Source organism: Tenacibaculum aestuariivivum (assembly GCF_964507685.1).
Lineage (GTDB): Bacteria > Bacteroidota > Bacteroidia > Flavobacteriales > Flavobacteriaceae > Polaribacter > Polaribacter aestuariivivum.
Genome location: NZ_OZ208414.1, coordinates 1,165,001 through 1,183,063 on the forward strand (window position 1 = coordinate 1,165,001; position 18,063 = coordinate 1,183,063).

The following is an 18,063-nucleotide window of genomic DNA, read 5'->3' on the forward strand; positions in this document are numbered from 1 at the left end:
TCCATGAGCGTCAGTATATACGTAGTAGACTGCCTTCGCAATCGGTATTCTAAGTAATATCTATGCATTTCACCGCTACACTACTTATTCTATCTACTTCCGTATAACTCAAGTCAACCAGTATCAAAGGCAGTTCCATCGTTGAGCGATGGGCTTTCACCTCTGACTTAATTGACCGCCTGCGGACCCTTTAAACCCAATGATTCCGGATAACGCTTGGACCCTCCGTATTACCGCGGCTGCTGGCACGGAGTTAGCCGGTCCTTATTCTTACAGTACCGTCAAGATGCTACACGTAGCACGGTTTCTTCCTGTATAAAAGCAGTTTACAACCCATAGGGCAGTCATCCTGCACGCGGCATGGCTGGTTCAGAGTTGCCTCCATTGACCAATATTCCTCACTGCTGCCTCCCGTAGGAGTCTGGTCCGTGTCTCAGTACCAGTGTGGGGGATAATCCTCTCAGACCCCCTACCTATCGTTGCCATGGTAAGCCGTTACCTTACCATCTAGCTAATAGGACGCATAGTCATCTTGTACCCATAAATGTTTAATAGAGTTTCGATGCCGAAACTATACATTATGGAGTGTTAATCTTCATTTCTAAAGGCTATCCTCCTGTACAAGGCAGATTCTATACGCGTTACGCACCCGTTCGCCGGTCGTCATCTGTGCAAGCACAATGTTACCCCTCGACTTGCATGTGTTAAGCCTGCCGCTAGCGTTCATCCTGAGCCAGGATCAAACTCTTCATTGTATATTGTAAATAATATTAATGAATAAGTTTCAAAAGAATTTGTTCTAAATTATTAGAACGTGGTTATTCTACTCTTTGTTTACGCTGTCAATTTCAATATTTTCAATGAACTTGTCGAGTCGACACAAACAAGTATTTTTCAACTCGTTAATCTTCTCAGACTTTTTGTAGAAACGTTAGAATCGAACTAACTGACTTATCAACGTCATTTCCAAAATCTCTTGATCGTTACGCTCTCTTAAAGCGGTTGCAAATATATAAACTTTTCTAAAACTGACAAAAGTTTTTTAAAGTTTTTTTTGTAGCACTTAAATGAACTGCTTTTCCTAAATCGGACTGCAAAGACACTTCCTTTCTTTCGATTTAAATAAGTAAAAATTAACTTATTTTTCACCTTCTTTAAAACTATCTTAACTCCTATTTTAATGAACTGGCGAAGCTTTTAACTCTTTTGCTTTAGTACTCCTTTTTCCCTTAGCGGCTGCAAATATAAATTCCTTTTCTAACATAGCAACCATTATTTTAATCTTTTTTATTACGTATTTTCTTTTATCTTATTTACCAAGCTTTTAACACTTGAATTATTTGTGAATCTACCTACATCGTATCTTAAAATATGCCTTGCGAGAAGGATTGAACGGCTTGTTTGAGCTCTTTTTATCTTGAAAAGTAAAAAAGCGAGTAGTGAAAGCCTGACAATTTTGAGAAAATTGACTCGCCATAAAAACATTATACCTATTATAGTGTACAAAAAAAGGTTTTACAATATCTTTGCTGCATAAAATTCTCACTTGTAAGAGAATTAAACATAACACATATATACAATGATTAAAATTACATTACCAGATGGTAGCGTCAAAGAATTTGAAATAAATAGCACACCTATGGATGTTGCTAAAAGTATAAGCGAAGGGTTTGCTAGAAATGTTATTTCGGCTAATTTTAACGGAACAACCATTGAAACCTCCACTCCAATTACTACAGATGGTTCTTTAATACTATATACCTTTAATGACAATGACGGAAAGAAAGCTTTTTGGCATTCTTCTGCTCACGTATTAGCACAAGCCATTTTAACATTTCATCCAAATGCGAAATTAACAATTGGACCAGCAATTGATAATGGTTTTTATTATGATATCGATTTAGGTGAAGAAATTATTTCTGAAAAAGATTTCTCGGCTATTGAAAAGAAATTTTTAGAATTGGCTCGTGGAAAACATGAGTTTAAATTACGATCTATTTCTAAAGCTGATGCTTTAGCTTATTACGAGAAAGAAGGAAATCAATATAAGGTTGAATTAATTGAAAACTTAACTGACGGAGAAATTACTTTTTGTGATCACAGTGACTTTACTGATTTATGTAGAGGAGGGCATATTCCAAATACAGGAATAATAAAGGCAATTAAAGTAATGAATGTTGCCGGTGCTTATTGGAGAGGTGATGAAAAAAACAATCAGTTAACTCGTATATATGGTGTTAGTTTTCCAAAACAAAAGATGCTTACTGAGTATTTAGAGTTATTAGAAGAAGCTAAGAAACGTGATCATAGAAAACTAGGTAAAGAATTAGAGTTGTTTACGTTTTCACAAAAAGTTGGTGCTGGTTTACCTTTATGGTTGCCAAAAGGCGCAGCACTTAGAGGTCGTTTAGAAGATTTCTTAAAGAAAGCACAAAAGAAATCAGGTTATGAAATGGTGATGACACCACATATTGGTCAGAAAGAATTATATGTTACCTCTGGTCATTATGAAAAATATGGTGCAGATAGTTTTCAGCCAATAAAAACTCCTAAAATGGATGAAGAGTTTTTGTTGAAGCCAATGAACTGCCCACATCACTGTGAAGTTTATAATTTTAAACCACATTCATACAAAGATTTACCAAAGCGTTTTGCTGAGTTTGGAACTGTATATAGGTATGAACAAAGTGGTGAATTACATGGACTAACTCGTGTAAGAGGTTTTACTCAAGATGATGCACATATTTTTTGTACTCCTGAACAATTAGATCAAGAATTTAAAGACGTAATTGATTTAGTATTATATGTGTTTAGATCTTTAGGTTTTGAAGATTTTACTGCTCAGGTTTCAATTAGAGATATGAAAAACCTTGATAAGTATATTGGAGATATTAAAACATGGGAATTAGCTGAACAAGCAATTATTAATGCTGCTACAGATAAAGGCTTAGATTTTATTATTGAAGAAGGGGAAGCTGCCTTTTATGGACCAAAATTAGACTTTATGGTAAAGGATGCTTTAGGCAGAAGTTGGCAGTTAGGAACGATACAAGTAGACTATAATTTACCAAAACGATTTGATTTAACTTACAAAGGGGCAGATAATCAACTACACAGACCTGTAATGATTCACAGGGCTCCTTTTGGTTCTATGGAGCGTTTTATCGCTGTACTACTAGAGCATACAGGAGGAAATTTTCCGCTTTGGCTCACGCCTGAACAGGTAACTATACTGCCTATCAGCGAGAAATATGAAAAATATACGAAAAAAGTTTTAGAATCGTTAGAAAATTCCGAAATTCGCGCCCTAGTAGATTCCCGTAACGAGAAAACTGGAAGGAAAATTCGTGATGCTGAAGTAAATAAAATACCTTTTATGGTAATCATTGGAGAGAAAGAGGAGTTAGATGGCACAGTATCTGTTAGAAAACACGGTGAAGGGGATATTGGAATATTTACTATAGAAGAATTTATTTCTCTAATACAAAAAGAAGTTAATAAAACATTAGTACCTTTTGGTAACTAAAAAATAGTAATAATTTAAAATCATGAGTCATAGCAATTAGAAGAAGAGGCGGACGTAGACCGCTAAGGGTAATTAAAGAAGATCAACATAGAATTAATGAAAAAATTAAGTATGTTGATGAAGTTCGTCTTGTAGGCGAAAACATCGAAGTAGGTGTTTATCCTTTAGAAAAAGCCAAAGAAATGGCAATTGAACAAGAGTTAGATTTAGTTGAAATTTCACCTAAAGCTGTTCCTCCTGTTTGTAAAATTATTGATTACAAAAAGTTTTTATACGAACAAAAAAAACGTGATAAAGCTTTAAAGTCAAAAGCAACAAAAGTTACTGTTAAAGAGATTCGCTTCGGACCTCAAACTGATGAGCATGATTATGAGTTTAAAAAGAAACATGCTATTAAGTTTTTACAAGACGGTGCTAAATTAAAAGCATTTGTTTTTTTCAAAGGACGTTCGATTGTTTTTAAAGAACAAGGGCAAATTTTATTATTAAAATTAGCGCAAGAACTAGAAGAATATGGTAAGGTAGAACAAATGCCTAAATTAGAAGGAAAACGTATGATTATGTTTATAGCTCCTAAAAAAGCTAAGTAACATGATTATTTACAATATATAAGCAAGATAAACTAAATAACAGAGATGCCTAAAATTAAAACAAAATCTAGTGCCAAGAAACGTTTCAAGATAACTGGTTCTGGGAAGATCAAAAGAAAGCACGCTTTTAAAAGTCACATCTTAACAAAGAAATCTAAAAAGCGTAAGCTTGCTTTAAGACACGCAACATTAGTTCACAAGTCTGATGTAGCAAATATTAAGCAACAATTAGTTATATAATTGTTAGCAAGGGAATTTAATTATTAACCATGGAGTTAGGCTCAAATAAGTATCGAATAATCGATCGCCTACTACAAAAAACATTTGAATTATGCCAAGATCAGTAAATTCAGTAGCCTCAAGAAGAAGAAGAAAAAAAATCTTGAAGGCAGCAAAAGGTTACTTTGGAAGACGTAAAAACGTTTATACAGTAGCAAAAAATGCGGTAGAAAAAGCAATGACATATGCTTATCGTGACCGTAAAAACAATAAGAGAAACTTCCGTGCATTATGGATTCAGCGTATCAACGCAGGAGCTCGTCAGTTCGGAATGTCTTACTCACAGTTTATGGGAAAAGTAAAAGCTAACAACATCGAATTAAACCGTAAGGTTTTAGCTGATTTAGCAATGAACAATCCAGAAGCTTTTAAGGCCATTGTAGAAAAAGTAAAATAAGTTTCATATACTTGCTTATACTAAAAACCCAAACTTAACCGTTTGGGTTTTTTTAAACCTATTAAATTAAAAATTTGAAATAAAACTATCATCTATGAAAACTTTAAGAATCCTATTACTAATTCTTATAACACAAAATATTACTGCGCAAAATCGTTTATCTAAAACCCAAATAGATTCACTTCCAAATACTATTGAAAATCAATTTATTAAAATATATCGTCTATCTAATAATTGGCAGGAATATAAAATGATTAAACGTACGCAGTTTATGAGCTTTGAAAAAAACATACTAGATAGCATTGCTGCTATTAAAAAGGATATTTTTACTAAACAACTCAAACTAGATGCTCAATTAAAAAAGGAAAATGTTTTAAAAAATGAAATTAGTAAACTAAAAGAAGACTTATCTTTATCTATTGAAAAAGAAGATGGTATTTCTCTTTTCGGTAAAATAATTAATAAAAACCTATACAATACTATTATGTGGAGTATTGCATTTACATTATTATTCGGTTTAGCTTTTTTTATTTATAGGTTTAATAATAGTAATTTTATAACTAAAGAAACTAAAGGTTTGTTATTAGATATGGAAAATGAATTTGAACAATATAAGAGGAATTCTATTAACAAAGAACAAAAATTAAGGCGTCAACTACAAGATGAAATTAACAAACAACGTGGTGTTAATTAACTATAATAATATTATGTACAAAAGCAACTTCTTATGAGTTATTTTTGTATCTATATTTTTTTTAAAAAAACCCCCATGCTTTTTATACCTGAGGGTTTTTTTATTGAAAAAAATACTATATTTAAGATAACCCTGATATTAAACCATTATTATCAATACTCATATTTTCTGATGCTGGTACAGCTGGTAAACCTGGCATACGCATCATTTTTCCTAAAATAGGAATTACAAACTGTGCTCCTGCTGCAATTTCAATTTCACGTACATTTACTATAAAACCAGTTGGTCTTCCAATTAATTTATCATCATCTGAAAAAGATTTTTGAGTTTTAGCCATACAAACTGCAAAATCATTAAAACCTAAACGAGCAATTCTTCGTAAATTTAATTCTGCTTTTTTATCATACGTTACTGCATCTGCACCATAAATTTCTTTAGCAATTACTTCTATTTTATCTTTAATTGGGCTTTTCCAATCATATAATGGCTTAAATTGTGTTGCTTTATTTTCAACAACATTAACAACAGCTTTGGCTAAATTTTTAGTTCCTTCACCTCCTTTTGCCCATCCTTCAGAAACGACTGCTTCAACACCTAATTTGGCACACGCTTCAATAACAAAATTCACTTCTTCTTGCGAATCAGAAATAAAAGAATTGATAGCAACAACTGGTTCAATATTAAATTTACGTATATTTTCAATATGCTTTTCTAAATTTTTAAATCCATTTTCAACACGCTCTAAACTTGGTGTATTGTACGCTTCTTTTTGGGCACCTCCATGATGACGCAATGCTCTGACAGTCGCTACTAAAACCACACATTTAGGATTTAATCCTGCATATTGCGATTTGATATTTAAGAATTTTTCGGCTCCTAAATCTGCTCCAAAACCTGCTTCTGTTACAACGTAATTAGATAATGATAACCCCATTTTTGTAGCAATAATGGTATTTGTTCCTTGGGCTATATTAGCAAAAGGTCCTCCATGAATAATTGCAGGATTCTCTTCTAAAGTTTGAACTAAATTAGGCTTGATAGCATCTTTTAATAAAATTGCCATCGCATCTTGAGCATTTAAATCACGTGCAAAAACAGGCTTTTTATCAAAAGTAAATCCTATAAAAATACTTCCTAAACGTTTTTTCAAATCATCAAAATTCATTGCCATACAAAGTATCGCCATCACTTCAGATGCTGGAGTTATATTGAAACCGTCTTCACGAGGAATTCCATTCCCTGTACCACCCAAGCCAATTGTAATTTGACGTAATGCACGATCATTCATATCAATTACTCTCTTCCATAAAATAGTACGAGGGTCAATATTTAAATTATTAACACTACTTTGTAAATTATTATCAATTAAAGCAGCCAATAAATTATTAGCCTTTTCAATAGCATTAAAATCTCCTGTAAAATGAAGATTAATATCTTCCATTGGTAAAACTTGAGAGTATCCTCCACCTGCAGCACCTCCTTTAATACCAAAAACAGGTCCTAATGATGGTTCACGTAATACTACTGTTGCTTGTTTACCTATTTTATTTAACCCCTCGGTTACACCGATTGAAACAGTTGTTTTTCCTTCTCCTGCAGGAGTAGGTGTTAAAGCAGTAACTAAAACTAAATTATTTTCTTTAATTTTTTTTTCGTTAATAAGGTTTAAAGGCAACTTAGCTTTATACTTTCCGTACATCTCTAAATCGTCTTCTTTTATATTAAGCTTTTTTGCAATATGTTTAATATGCTGTAAATCTTTTGCTTGAGCTATCTCAATATCTGATAAATGTGCCATAGCTTATTTATGTATAATTTTAAGTTATTATTTATTATGAATAAAATTTAGTAAATATACATAATATAATTCCTAAAAAAAACTGATATCCGCAAGCTTTCTCTAACCAAACACTCTTCAATCAGATAAATATATCAAAAGAATTGGCAAATCTTTTTCAAAACACTATATTTGCACGTTTTAAAAAAGAACTCGATTTAAATTATTATAGATGCAAAACAAAGGTCTGATTAAATTATTTGCTGTCCTTTTCGGATTAGTAAGCTTGTACCAATTGTCGTTTACATTTTTTGCTAATAAAGTAGAAGACAGCGCAAAAGTATATGCAAAGGAGAACGTTAAAGACAACAACGGTAGAGCGTTAGCTAAATTCGAAAGAAAATACCTTGATAGTGTTGCTAACGATGAAGTTGTAAATTTAGGCGTTGCTAAATATACTTATGACGATATTAAGGAACGTGAAATGAACCTTGGTTTAGACTTAAAAGGTGGTATTAATGCTATTTTACAAGTATCTGTAAAAGACATCTTAATTGCTTTGTCAAATAACTCAGAAAATATTGTTTTTAAAGAAGCTTTAGCCAAAGCAAGTGAAGCTCAAAAAGACAGTCAAGAAAATTACTTAGACTTATTTTTAACCCAATTTGAAGTTGTAAGCAATGGGAAAGTAAAATTAAGTGATCCTGAGATTTTTGGAACAAAAGCTTTACGTGAACGTGAAGTAATTTTATTTAACGATGATAATGAAAAAGTAAAATTAGCTTTACAAGAAGAAATTAATACTTCTATTAATACTTCTTTCGAAGTATTACGTAGCCGTATTGATAAATTTGGTGTAACACAACCAAGTATTCAACGTATCGGAAACTCTGGAAGAATTCAAATTGAATTACCAGGTGCTAAAGATATTGAGCGTGTTACTAAATTAATTACTAGTACTGCTGAATTACAGTTTTGGGAAGTATATACAAATACTGAAGTTCAAAACTTTTTCTTTACTGCAAATGCAAGAGTTGCTGAATTATTAAAAGATAATACAGTAACAGCAACAACAGAAGTTAAAGACACTACAAAAACAGATGACATTGATGATTTATTAGGTGAATCTACTGAATCAACAAAAAAAGCTGATACTCAAAAGAACTTATTTACTTACTTATATCCTAATGTAGCTCAAAATCAACAACAAATGAGTTCTATAGTTGCAAGTGCAAGAGTACAAGATACAGCACAAGTAAACAGTTTACTTACTAATAAGAGCATAAGAGCATTATTACCTGCAAATTTAAAGTACGTTAAATTCTTATGGGATTATAAAGCACAAAAAAGTGCTGATGGTACTGCTGAAATTATTAACTTATACGCAATAAAATCGAACAGAAACGACAAAGCTACTATTGATGGTGATGTAATTGCAGATGCAATTGCAGATTTCGACCAAATGGGTAAGCCTGTTGTATCTATGGTTATGAATGCTGCTGGTTCTAAAAAATGGGCAAAAATGACTGGTGATAATGTTGGTAAATTCGTTGCCGTTGTTTTAGATAACTACGTATATACAGCACCTGTTGTAAACGGAGCTATTACAGGAGGAAGTACTCAAATTTCTGGAGGAGCTATGGCTATTGAAGAAGCTCAAGATATTTCTACGGTATTAAAAGCTGGTAAATTACCTGCTCCTGCTAGAATTATTCAAGCAGAAGTTGTTGGACCATCATTAGGGCAAGAATCTATTGACGCAAGTATTTGGTCATTCGGATTGGCTATTTTATTAATATTAGTTTGGATGTTTTTATACTACGGTAAAGCGGGTATTTATGCAAACATTGCTTTATTAGTAAACATTTTATTTATCTTCGGATGGTTAGCTTCATATAATGCGGTTTTAACTTTACCTGGTATTGCTGGTATTATTTTAACAATAGGTATGTCAGTAGATGCGAATGTTATTATTTTTGAAAGAATTAAAGAAGCCTTAAAAGGTGGACAAACTTTAGAAACTTCTGTTGATGAAGGATTTAGTTTTAAAGGAGCTTTATCAGCAATTATTGATGCCAATATTACGACATTTTTAACAGGTGTTATTTTATTTATATTTGGTACAGGGCCAATTAAAGGATTTGCTTATACTTTAATGCTTGGTATTGCAACGTCTTTATTTACTGCAATTTTTATCACTCGTTTATTTATTGATAAATCTGTTGAAAAAGGAACTGCTTTACCTTTTAACACAAATATCTCTAAAAACTGGTTTCAAAACATAAACATTGAATTTTTAAAGAAACGTAAATTAGCGTATATCATTTCTGGATTCTTTATTTTAGCTGGATTAACATCAATCTTTACGTTAGGTTTAAAACAAGGAGTTGATTTTAAAGGAGGTCGTTCTTATGTTGTTCGTTTTGAACAGCCAATGAATGCTAGCGAAGTTGCTTCTAGCTTAAAAGATGCTTTTGGGTCTTCTCCTGAAGTTAAAACATATGGTTCGGATCATCAATTAAAGATAACTACTGCTTTTAAAATTGATCAAGAAGGAAGTGAAGTAGATGATTCAGTTCAAAAATCATTATTTACAGGGCTAAAATCATATTTAGGTACAACTTCATATGAAAGCTTTAAACCAGGTTTTGAAAAAGCTGGTAGTGGAATTATGAGTTATATGAAAGTAGAACCAACAATTGCTGATGATATTAAAAAATCAGCTTTATGGGCAGTAGTCGGTTCATTAATCGTCGTATTCTTATATATTTTATTACGTTTTAGAAAAATAGCGTTTTCTATTGGTGCAGTAGCAGCTGTTTTCCATGATGTATTAGTGGTGTTAGGAGTTTTTTCTATCTGTTATAAATTTATGCCTTTTGATATGGAAATTGGGCAATCATTTATAGCTGCTATTTTAACTGTAGTTGGATACTCATTGAATGATACTGTAGTAATTTTTGACAGAATTAGAGAATTTACAGAAGAAAAAAACTCGACTACAGCTAGCTTGGTGAACAAAGCATTAAATAGTACTTTGGGTAGAACGATTAATACTTCTTTAACAACATTACTAGTAATGTTAGCTATTTTCTTTTTTGGAGGAGACAGTATTAAAGGTTTTATGTTTGCTTTAATTGTTGGTGTGGTTGTAGGTACCTACTCATCATTATTTGTTGCAACACCTATCATGTTCGATGCTTCTAAAAAAGAAAACAAAGAATAATAAAACTATATATATAGAAAAAACCGTTTTGAACTTTATTCAAAACGGTTTTTTCATTTACTGTCAAGCAACTATCTTTGCGATATCATGAAAATAACAAAACTTCACGATTTATATTTTAAGCAGTTCATTTCTTCAAATGAACTTTCAGACATTGTCAAAACATTAGCAAAAAAAATAAAAGCTGATTTACCAAAAAATGAGGTTCCTTTGTTTATTGGGATACTCAACGGATGCTTTGTTTTTACAGCTGATTTTTTACGTGAATTCAAAGGAGATTGTGAAATTAGTTTTGTAAAACTATCCTCTTATAAAGGAATAACTTCATCAGAAAATGTAGAGGAATTAATTGGTATTAATGAAAACTTAACAAACCGTACAGTTGTTATTTTAGAAGATATTATTGATACTGGCACAACTTTACAGAAAATTTATGAAATTTTCAAAACAAAAAATATTAAGGAATTAAAAATAGCTACACTTTTCTATAAACCTGATGTTTACCGAAAAGAGCTACCAATAAATTACATCGGAAAAAGTATTAAAGATACATTTATTGTTGGTTACGGACTAGACTATAAAGGTTATGGTAGAAACTTATCTGCTATTTATCAATTAACAAATCAACCTAAAATGACAAACATCGTATTATTTGGTCCTCCAGGAGCAGGAAAAGGAACACAAGCAGATTTATTAAAAGAAAAATATAATTTAGTGCATATTTCCACTGGAGATGTTTTCCGTTTTAATATTAAAAATAAAACTGAATTAGGTTTACTCGCTAAAACTTATATGGATAACGGAAACTTGGTTCCTGATGAAGTAACTATAAATATGCTAAAAGCTGAAGTAGAAAAAAACACTACAGCTAATGGATTTATTTTTGATGGTTTTCCAAGAACACAATCTCAAGCAGAAGCTTTAGATGCTTTTTTAAGTGAAAAGAACGAACGTATTAACGGAATGGTTGCTTTAGAAGTACCTGAAGATTTATTAGTAGAACGTATCCTTGAAAGAGGGAAAACGAGTGGTAGAACAGATGATACTGATGAAAGTAAAATTAGAAATCGCTTTAATGAATACAATACTAAAACTGCTATTTTAAAAGATTTCTACCAAAATCAGGGCAATTATTATGGAGTAAACGGTGTTGGCTCTATAGATGAAATTACACAACGATTATCAAAAGTATTTGATAAATTATAAAAATTAATATCATTACAAGGGGTTATAATTTTTAGAAGTACAATAAATCACTACTTATACTCTACTTGAAATGATGCTAGTTATAACGCTTAGTACTGTTTAAATAAAACAGCAAATAACTTAGAAAAAATGACTGAAGGAAATTTTGTTGACTATATAAAAATCTACGCGTCTTCCGGTAAAGGAGGTCGAGGATCTGTTCACTTACATCGTGAGAAATACATTACTAAAGGTGGGCCTGACGGAGGTGATGGAGGTCGTGGTGGACACATAATTTTACGTGGTGATAAAAGTATGTGGACACTTTTTCACTTAAAATTTAAACGTCATTTTAGAGCAGAATCAGGTGGTGATGGAAGCGCCAGTCGTAGTACAGGACATGACGCTAAAGATATTATTGTACCCGTTCCGTTAGGAACAATTATTAGAGATGCTGATACTGATGAAGTTTTACATGAAATTACATATCATGATCAAGATATAATTTTATTACCTGGGGGTAAAGGAGGCCTTGGAAACTGGCATTTCAAGTCATCAACCAACCAGGCTCCTCGGTACGCACAACCTGGTATTGAAGGAGTAGATGGGTGGTTTCGTATAGAACTTAAACTTTTAGCAGATGTTGGTTTAGTTGGTTTTCCTAATGCAGGTAAATCTACATTACTATCTGTCATAACAGCTGCGAAACCAAAAATTGCTGATTATGCTTTTACAACCCTAAAACCTAACTTAGGTATTGTAGAACACCGTAATCATAAAAGTTTTGTAGTTGCTGATATTCCTGGTATCATTGAAGGAGCTGCCGAAGGAAAAGGATTAGGTCATTATTTTTTACGTCATATTGAACGTAACTCTACCTTATTATTTTTAATTCCTGCAGATAGTAATGATATCAATAAAGAATATGAAATTCTATTAAATGAATTACGCAAGCATAATCCAGAATTATTAGACAAAGATCGTTTGCTCGCAATCTCTAAGTCTGACATGTTAGATGAAGAATTAAAAAACGAGATTAAAAAAGATTTACCTAAAGGTATTGACACTTTATTTATCTCTTCTGTAGCTCAACTCGGATTGCAAGAATTAAAAGATAAGCTATGGGATATGTTGAATTAATTTTTCCTCTATATCATATTATTTAATTTAAAGAAAAAGCAACATCAAATGATGTTACTTTTTCTTTAAATTAAATAATTACTTAGTAAAATTAAAAATCACAAAACTCTCTTCGCTTTAATAAATGCTTTTTTCCAATAATTAGTATGCAAAGAGCTTATAAGAACTCCTCTAGAAGAAGTTGAATGTATAAAACGAATATCACCATTAGCTTGAGAAGTAACTAAACCTACATGGTTTACTTTGCCTTTTTTTCTTGATGTTTTAAAAAACAATAAATCACCTCTTTTTACACTTTTTAGTGGTATATCATAACCTTTCCCATACATTTCTCGAGCTGTTCTAGGTAATTGAACACTACGTTGTTTAAAAGATGTGTGAATTAAACCAGAACAATCCATTCCTCTCTTTGTTGTACCAGCATACTTATAAGGAACTCCTTTATAAGAAACTGCTGTCCAAACAATTTTATCGGCAATTGTTGGCTTCTTTGAATTAGAATTGTTACTTGCTTTTTTTTTATAACTAGCTATATTTTTTGACGATCCACAAGAAGTTATTAAGAAAGAAATTGAAAGAATAAAGAATAAATTTTTGATCATAAATAATATTATTTTTAGTTACTCAATCCTTTAACAATTAATTTTGCTGTTTTTTCAGAAGCTCCTTTTCCGCCTAATTTTTGTTCTAATTCTAAATAAGAGTTCGCTAATTTTTTTCGCTGTTCTTTCTCAAGAATATACATTAACTCTTTTGTTAAGTTTTTTTTGGTAAAATTATCCTGAATTAATTCTTTTACAACTTCTTTATCCATAATTAAATTAACTAACGAAATATACTGTAAAGTAATTATTCGTTTTGCAATTTGATATGAAATAATACTTCCCTTATAACAAACCACTTGTGGTACTTTAAACAGCGCTGCTTCTAGAGTTGCTGTACCCGAGGCTACAAGGGCCGCATAAGAGATACTTAATAAATCATATGTTTTGTTATTAATAAATTTCACATTTTTATCTTCAATAATTGTTCTATAAAAATCATAAGGTTGGCTAGGTGCTCCTGCTACTACAAATTGATAATTAGAAAAATCAGTAACTAAAGATAACATTACCGATAGCATTTTTGTTATCTCTTGCTTTCTACTACCAGGTAATAATGCTATAATTTTTTTACTCCCTAAATTATACTTTTCTCTAAACAATAATTCATCTACTTGTTTTCTACCAGCAATTCCATCTATTAATGGATGTCCTACAAAATTTACATTATACTCGTATTTTTTATAAAACTCCTTTTCAAACGGAAGAATAACGAACATAGCGTCAATATCACGCTTTATGTCCTTTACCCTACCAACTCTACTTGCCCAAACTTGAGGTGAAATATAATAATTTGTTTTAAAACCTTTTTGTTTTGCCCATTTTGCAATGCGTAAATTGAAGCCTGAATTATCAATAAAAACAATTACATCTGGCTTAAAATTAACGATATCTCTTTTGCAAAAAGACATCATGCCTAAAATTTTTTTTAAATTCAGTAACACTTCTATAAAGCCCATAAAAGCACGTTCTTTATAGTGTTTTACAAGCGTACCTCCTACTTCATCCATTAAATCTCCACCCCAAAAACGAATTTCAGCATTAGTATCCTCCTTTAACAAAGCCTTCATCAAATTAGCTCCATGTAAATCTCCAGAAGCCTCACCTACAAGAATGTAATATTTCATTAAGAGTATTTTATATAAATTTTAAAACAAGTGTTACTAAAGCTATTATTACGGTAGTTATTAAAACACCTCTTGCTCTATAATCTTGATTCTTTTTTAAAAACACCCAGAAAACAAATAAATTAGGAATTGCAGCTAATGCTAACACAGGTCCCAACACACCACCTTCTCTTACTTTTTTAAAAGTTTCAGTAATTGTGTCGATAACTATAAATTCTAAATACACAAAAAGACCACATGCTGTAGCTAATAATGATACTAGAATACCAATTAATATTTCTTTATTTATATGTCCCATGAGTTTAATTTTTGAATTGCATGATGCGCTGTCATATCAAACTGAACAGGCACCATCGATATATATCCATTTTCCAAAGCCCAAACATCAGTATCTTGCCCTTTATCTCTATTAACAAACTCACCTGTTAACCAATAATATTCTTTACCATGGGGGCTTTTTCGCTTATCAAAATCTTCTTTCCAAAAGCCATTTGCCTGACGACAAATGCGAATACCCTTAATATCTTTTTCTTTTAATTTAGGAATATTAACATTAAGAACAACTCCTTCTGGTAAACCATTTAATAAAACATTAAGTATTATTTTTTCAATAAATTTTTTTGCCGCTCTAAAATCTGCATGCCAATCAAAATCCAATAATGAAAAACCTATAGCAGGTATGCCTTCAATACCAGCTTCTACTGCTGCACTCATAGTACCTGAATAAAGAACACTTATTGATGAATTTGCTCCATGATTAATTCCTGAAACACATAAATCTGGGATACGATTTAAAATTTTATTCTTTGCCATTTTAACACAATCAGCAGGTGTACCTGAACAACTATACTCAATTTGCGGCCCTTCATCAATTGTTATAGGGTTGCAATGCAGCACATTATTAACTGTAATTGCATGCCCCATGCCACTTTGTGGTGTATCAGGAGCTACTACGACAACATCTCCTATTTTATTTATTATTTCAATAAGCATCCGAATACCCGGTGCAGTAATTCCGTCATCATTCGTAACCAAAATTAAAGGTCTTTCTTTCATACTTTGATAGTTTTACAACAAATGTAACATAAAAAAAGCATTTTTATTTTAACATTCTGTAAAGACAGAAAACCATATTTTTTGAGTAAAATTGTATAACTAAATCATAAAAAATAAGATATTTTTATTTTTGAGAATACCTACAATATCTAAAAATTAATGATTTTATTTATATAAATTAAACAATGGATTGATTATTGAAGTGATTTAATAACAATTTAATTGTTTAAAATTAAATAAATTAGTTATAAAAATACCTATAATAAAATATTGTCATTATTTTAGTAATTTAGCAACATTGAGAACACCTTTAAAATTTAAGAGATATATGAAGAAGAAATTTATTGTTCCTTTTTTAATAATTATACTATTAATTTCAACCTCTATTTATTCAAGTAGTTTTGATAAAAAAGCATCTGAAAAAGACCCTGAAAAAGACAGGGTAATAGTATATGTTTTAAAAAATATTTTAAGTAGATATCATTACGTTCAAAAAGAATTAAATGACAATTTCTCTGAACATGTTTATACTTCTTTTATTGATGGGTTAGACCCTAATAAAAGATATTTTACTCAAGAAGATTTAAAAGAATTTTCTCAATTCAAATACCAAATAGATGATCAGCTAAAAGATACTAGAATTGATTTTTATAAATTAGTTTATAATCGTTTTTTAGAAAAATTAACTGCTGCTAAAAACAATTATCGCACTTTACTAGCTCAACCTTTTGATTATAAAAAAAAGGAGTTAATTGATGTTGAGTATGATAAAATTCCTTTTGCTAAAAACGAACATGAATTAATTGATTACTGGAGAAAACAATTAAAACTTTCAATTTTAAGCCGAATTGAAGAAGCAGAAACAGCTCAAAATACAGATATAGAAAAAGATAAAACTATTAAAAAGAAAACATTTAAATCACTAGAACACGAAGCTAGAAAAGAAGTATTAAAAAACATGGATGAACTGTACCAACGTATTGATGAATTAGAAAATTCTGATTGGTACTCAACCTTCTTAAATAGTGTAGTTAGTGGTTTTGATCCACATACAACTTATATGTCTCCACGAACAAAATCTCGATTTGATCAAGAAATGTCTGGAAAACTAGAAGGGATTGGTGCTCGTTTACAAAAAAAAGGAATATACACACATATTGTTGAGTTAATTTCAGGAGGTCCGGCATGGAAACAAGGTGACTTAGAACCTGAAGATATTATTTTAAAAGTAGCTCAAGGTACCGAAACACCTCTTGATATTGTGGGCATGAGGCTAGACGATGCCATTAAATTTATAAAAGGAAAAAAAGGAACAGAAGTTCGTTTAACAGTCAAGAAAAAAATTGATGGCTCTGTTAAAATCATTCCTATTATTAGAGATGTTGTTGAATTAGATGAAACATTTGTAAAGTCTACTATTGTTGAAAAAAATGGTGAAAAATATGGAATTATAGACTTACCTAGATTTTACATTGATTTTAATGACTTAAGCCGTAGAGATGCTGCTAAAGATATGGAAATAGAGATTGACCGTTTGAAAAATGAAAATGTAAAAGGGTTAATTGTTGATTTACGAGATAATGGAGGGGGATCTTTAAAAACGGCTATTGAAATAGGTGGGTTATTTATAAGTAAAGGTCCTATTGTTCAGGTAAAATATAGAGGAGAAGAACCTTTGGTTAAAAATGACACAGATTCAAAAACTCAATGGAATGGTCCTTTAGTAGTTATGGTTAATGAATTTTCTGCATCAGCATCTGAAATTTTTGCAGCTGCAATGCAAGACTATAAACGTGGAGTAATTATTGGAGGTAAACAAACCTATGGCAAAGGAACTGTACAAAATGTTATGCCTATAAATCGTTTTTATGAAAAGTACCCTAGTGATTTAGGAGCCTTAAAAATGACCATTCAAAAGTTTTATAGAATAAACGGAGGATCCACTCAAATAGAAGGTGTTTATTCTGATATTGCATTACCAACTAAATATAGTTACATGAAATTTGGTGAACGTGATTTAGAAGGAGCCTTACCTTGGGATAAAGTACAGCAAGCTAAATACAGTACTATAGACTCATATAGTAATTTTACTGATGTTATTTACAACAGTAAACAACGTGTTTTAAAAAATGAAAAGTTTAATAAAATTGATGACTATGCTAAATGGCTAAAGAAAAATCAAGACGAAAAAACATACTCTTTAAACTATACTACGTTTAAAAAAGAAAGCAAAAAGAAAGAAAAAGAAAGTGAACAATTTAAAAATATTTATAAGTTCGACTCTAACCTAGCTTTTTCTTCACCTAAACACGAATTAAACTTATTTGTAAATGATACTGTTTTAAAAGAAAAACGTATTGTTTGGCATAAAAATTTAAAGAAAGACATTTATTTAAATGAAGCGCTAAACGTATTAAGTGAATTAAAAATGACAAAAAATTACACCATTGTAAAACAATAAAAA

14 protein-coding genes and 1 rRNA gene (1 of these 15 running past the window's edge) are annotated in these 18,063 nt (G+C 31.0%); 9 read left to right on the plus strand and 6 right to left on the minus strand.

Annotated features, from left to right (window positions below; genetic code table 11):
• Positions 1-755: ribosomal RNA gene (locus ACN5J4_RS05050) — 16S ribosomal RNA — on the minus strand (it extends 763 nt beyond the left edge of the window).
• Positions 756-1,579: 824 nt separating this feature from the next.
• Between ACN5J4_RS05050 and thrS the strand changes: the two genes are divergently transcribed.
• From thrS to ACN5J4_RS05075, 5 genes are all read left to right on the plus strand, one after another.
• Positions 1,580-3,526, plus strand: coding sequence for a threonine--tRNA ligase (thrS, locus tag ACN5J4_RS05055; protein WP_418651025.1), 1,947 nt, complete (start codon positions 1,580-1,582; stop codon positions 3,524-3,526).
• A 71-nt stretch (positions 3,527-3,597) separates the two neighbouring features.
• Positions 3,598-4,116, plus strand: a complete 519-nt coding sequence (infC, locus tag ACN5J4_RS05060) for a translation initiation factor IF-3 (RefSeq protein ID WP_418651140.1) — start codon at positions 3,598-3,600, stop codon at positions 4,114-4,116.
• A 45-nt stretch (positions 4,117-4,161) separates the two neighbouring features.
• The gene (gene rpmI / locus ACN5J4_RS05065) at positions 4,162-4,356 is read left to right on the plus strand and encodes a 50S ribosomal protein L35 (RefSeq protein WP_418651026.1); all 195 of its coding nucleotides are present in this window, start codon (positions 4,162-4,164) and stop codon (positions 4,354-4,356) included.
• Positions 4,357-4,447: 91 nt separating this feature from the next.
• A complete protein-coding gene (gene rplT / locus ACN5J4_RS05070) occupies positions 4,448-4,792 on the plus strand; it encodes a 50S ribosomal protein L20 (RefSeq protein ID WP_418651027.1) in 345 nt (114 codons plus the stop codon).
• 94 nt (positions 4,793-4,886) lie between these two features.
• Entirely contained in the window at positions 4,887-5,486 is a 600-nt protein-coding gene (locus ACN5J4_RS05075) for a hypothetical protein (protein ID WP_418651028.1), read from the plus strand.
• Positions 5,487-5,607: 121 nt separating this feature from the next.
• On the opposite strand, the gene ACN5J4_RS05080 is transcribed toward ACN5J4_RS05075, so the two are convergent.
• Positions 5,608-7,284, minus strand: a complete 1,677-nt coding sequence (locus ACN5J4_RS05080) for a formate--tetrahydrofolate ligase (protein ID WP_418651029.1) — start codon at positions 7,282-7,284, stop codon at positions 5,608-5,610.
• Between the two features lie 211 nt (positions 7,285-7,495).
• On the opposite strand from ACN5J4_RS05080, the gene secDF reads away from it, so the two are divergent.
• The 3 genes from secDF to obgE all read left to right on the plus strand — a co-directional run bounded on the left by secDF (position 7,496) and on the right by obgE (position 12,814).
• The gene (gene secDF, locus ACN5J4_RS05085) at positions 7,496-10,489 is read left to right on the plus strand and encodes a protein translocase subunit SecDF (protein ID WP_418651030.1); all 2,994 of its coding nucleotides are present in this window, start codon (positions 7,496-7,498) and stop codon (positions 10,487-10,489) included.
• 87 nt (positions 10,490-10,576) lie between these two features.
• Positions 10,577-11,695, plus strand: a complete 1,119-nt coding sequence (locus ACN5J4_RS05090; RefSeq protein ID WP_418651031.1) for an adenylate kinase — start codon at positions 10,577-10,579, stop codon at positions 11,693-11,695.
• A 129-nt stretch (positions 11,696-11,824) separates the two neighbouring features.
• Positions 11,825-12,814, plus strand: coding sequence for a GTPase ObgE (obgE, locus tag ACN5J4_RS05095; protein WP_418651032.1), 990 nt, complete (start codon positions 11,825-11,827; stop codon positions 12,812-12,814).
• Positions 12,815-12,912: 98 nt separating this feature from the next.
• On the opposite strand, the gene ACN5J4_RS05100 is transcribed toward obgE, so the two are convergent.
• From ACN5J4_RS05100 to surE, 4 genes are read right to left on the minus strand one after another with little or no spacing between them, the layout of a single operon-like run.
• The gene (locus tag ACN5J4_RS05100; RefSeq protein ID WP_418651033.1) at positions 12,913-13,416 is read right to left on the minus strand and encodes a C40 family peptidase; all 504 of its coding nucleotides are present in this window, start codon (positions 13,414-13,416) and stop codon (positions 12,913-12,915) included.
• Positions 13,417-13,430: 14 nt separating this feature from the next.
• A complete protein-coding gene (lpxB, locus tag ACN5J4_RS05105; protein WP_418651034.1) occupies positions 13,431-14,543 on the minus strand; it encodes a lipid-A-disaccharide synthase in 1,113 nt (370 codons plus the stop codon).
• Positions 14,544-14,553: 10 nt separating this feature from the next.
• Positions 14,554-14,841, minus strand: coding sequence for a hypothetical protein (locus ACN5J4_RS05110; RefSeq protein WP_418651035.1), 288 nt, complete (start codon positions 14,839-14,841; stop codon positions 14,554-14,556).
• Positions 14,829-15,599: a 5'/3'-nucleotidase SurE gene (gene surE / locus ACN5J4_RS05115; protein WP_418651036.1), complete on the minus strand. Its 771-nt coding sequence runs from the start codon at positions 15,597-15,599 to the stop codon at positions 14,829-14,831. The genes ACN5J4_RS05110 and surE overlap by 13 nt, the downstream gene beginning before the upstream one ends.
• Positions 15,600-15,927: 328 nt before the next feature.
• Between surE and ACN5J4_RS05120 the strand changes: the two genes are divergently transcribed.
• Positions 15,928-18,060: a carboxy terminal-processing peptidase gene (locus tag ACN5J4_RS05120; protein ID WP_418651037.1), complete on the plus strand. Its 2,133-nt coding sequence runs from the start codon at positions 15,928-15,930 to the stop codon at positions 18,058-18,060.
• Positions 18,061-18,063: the final 3 nt, after the last annotated feature.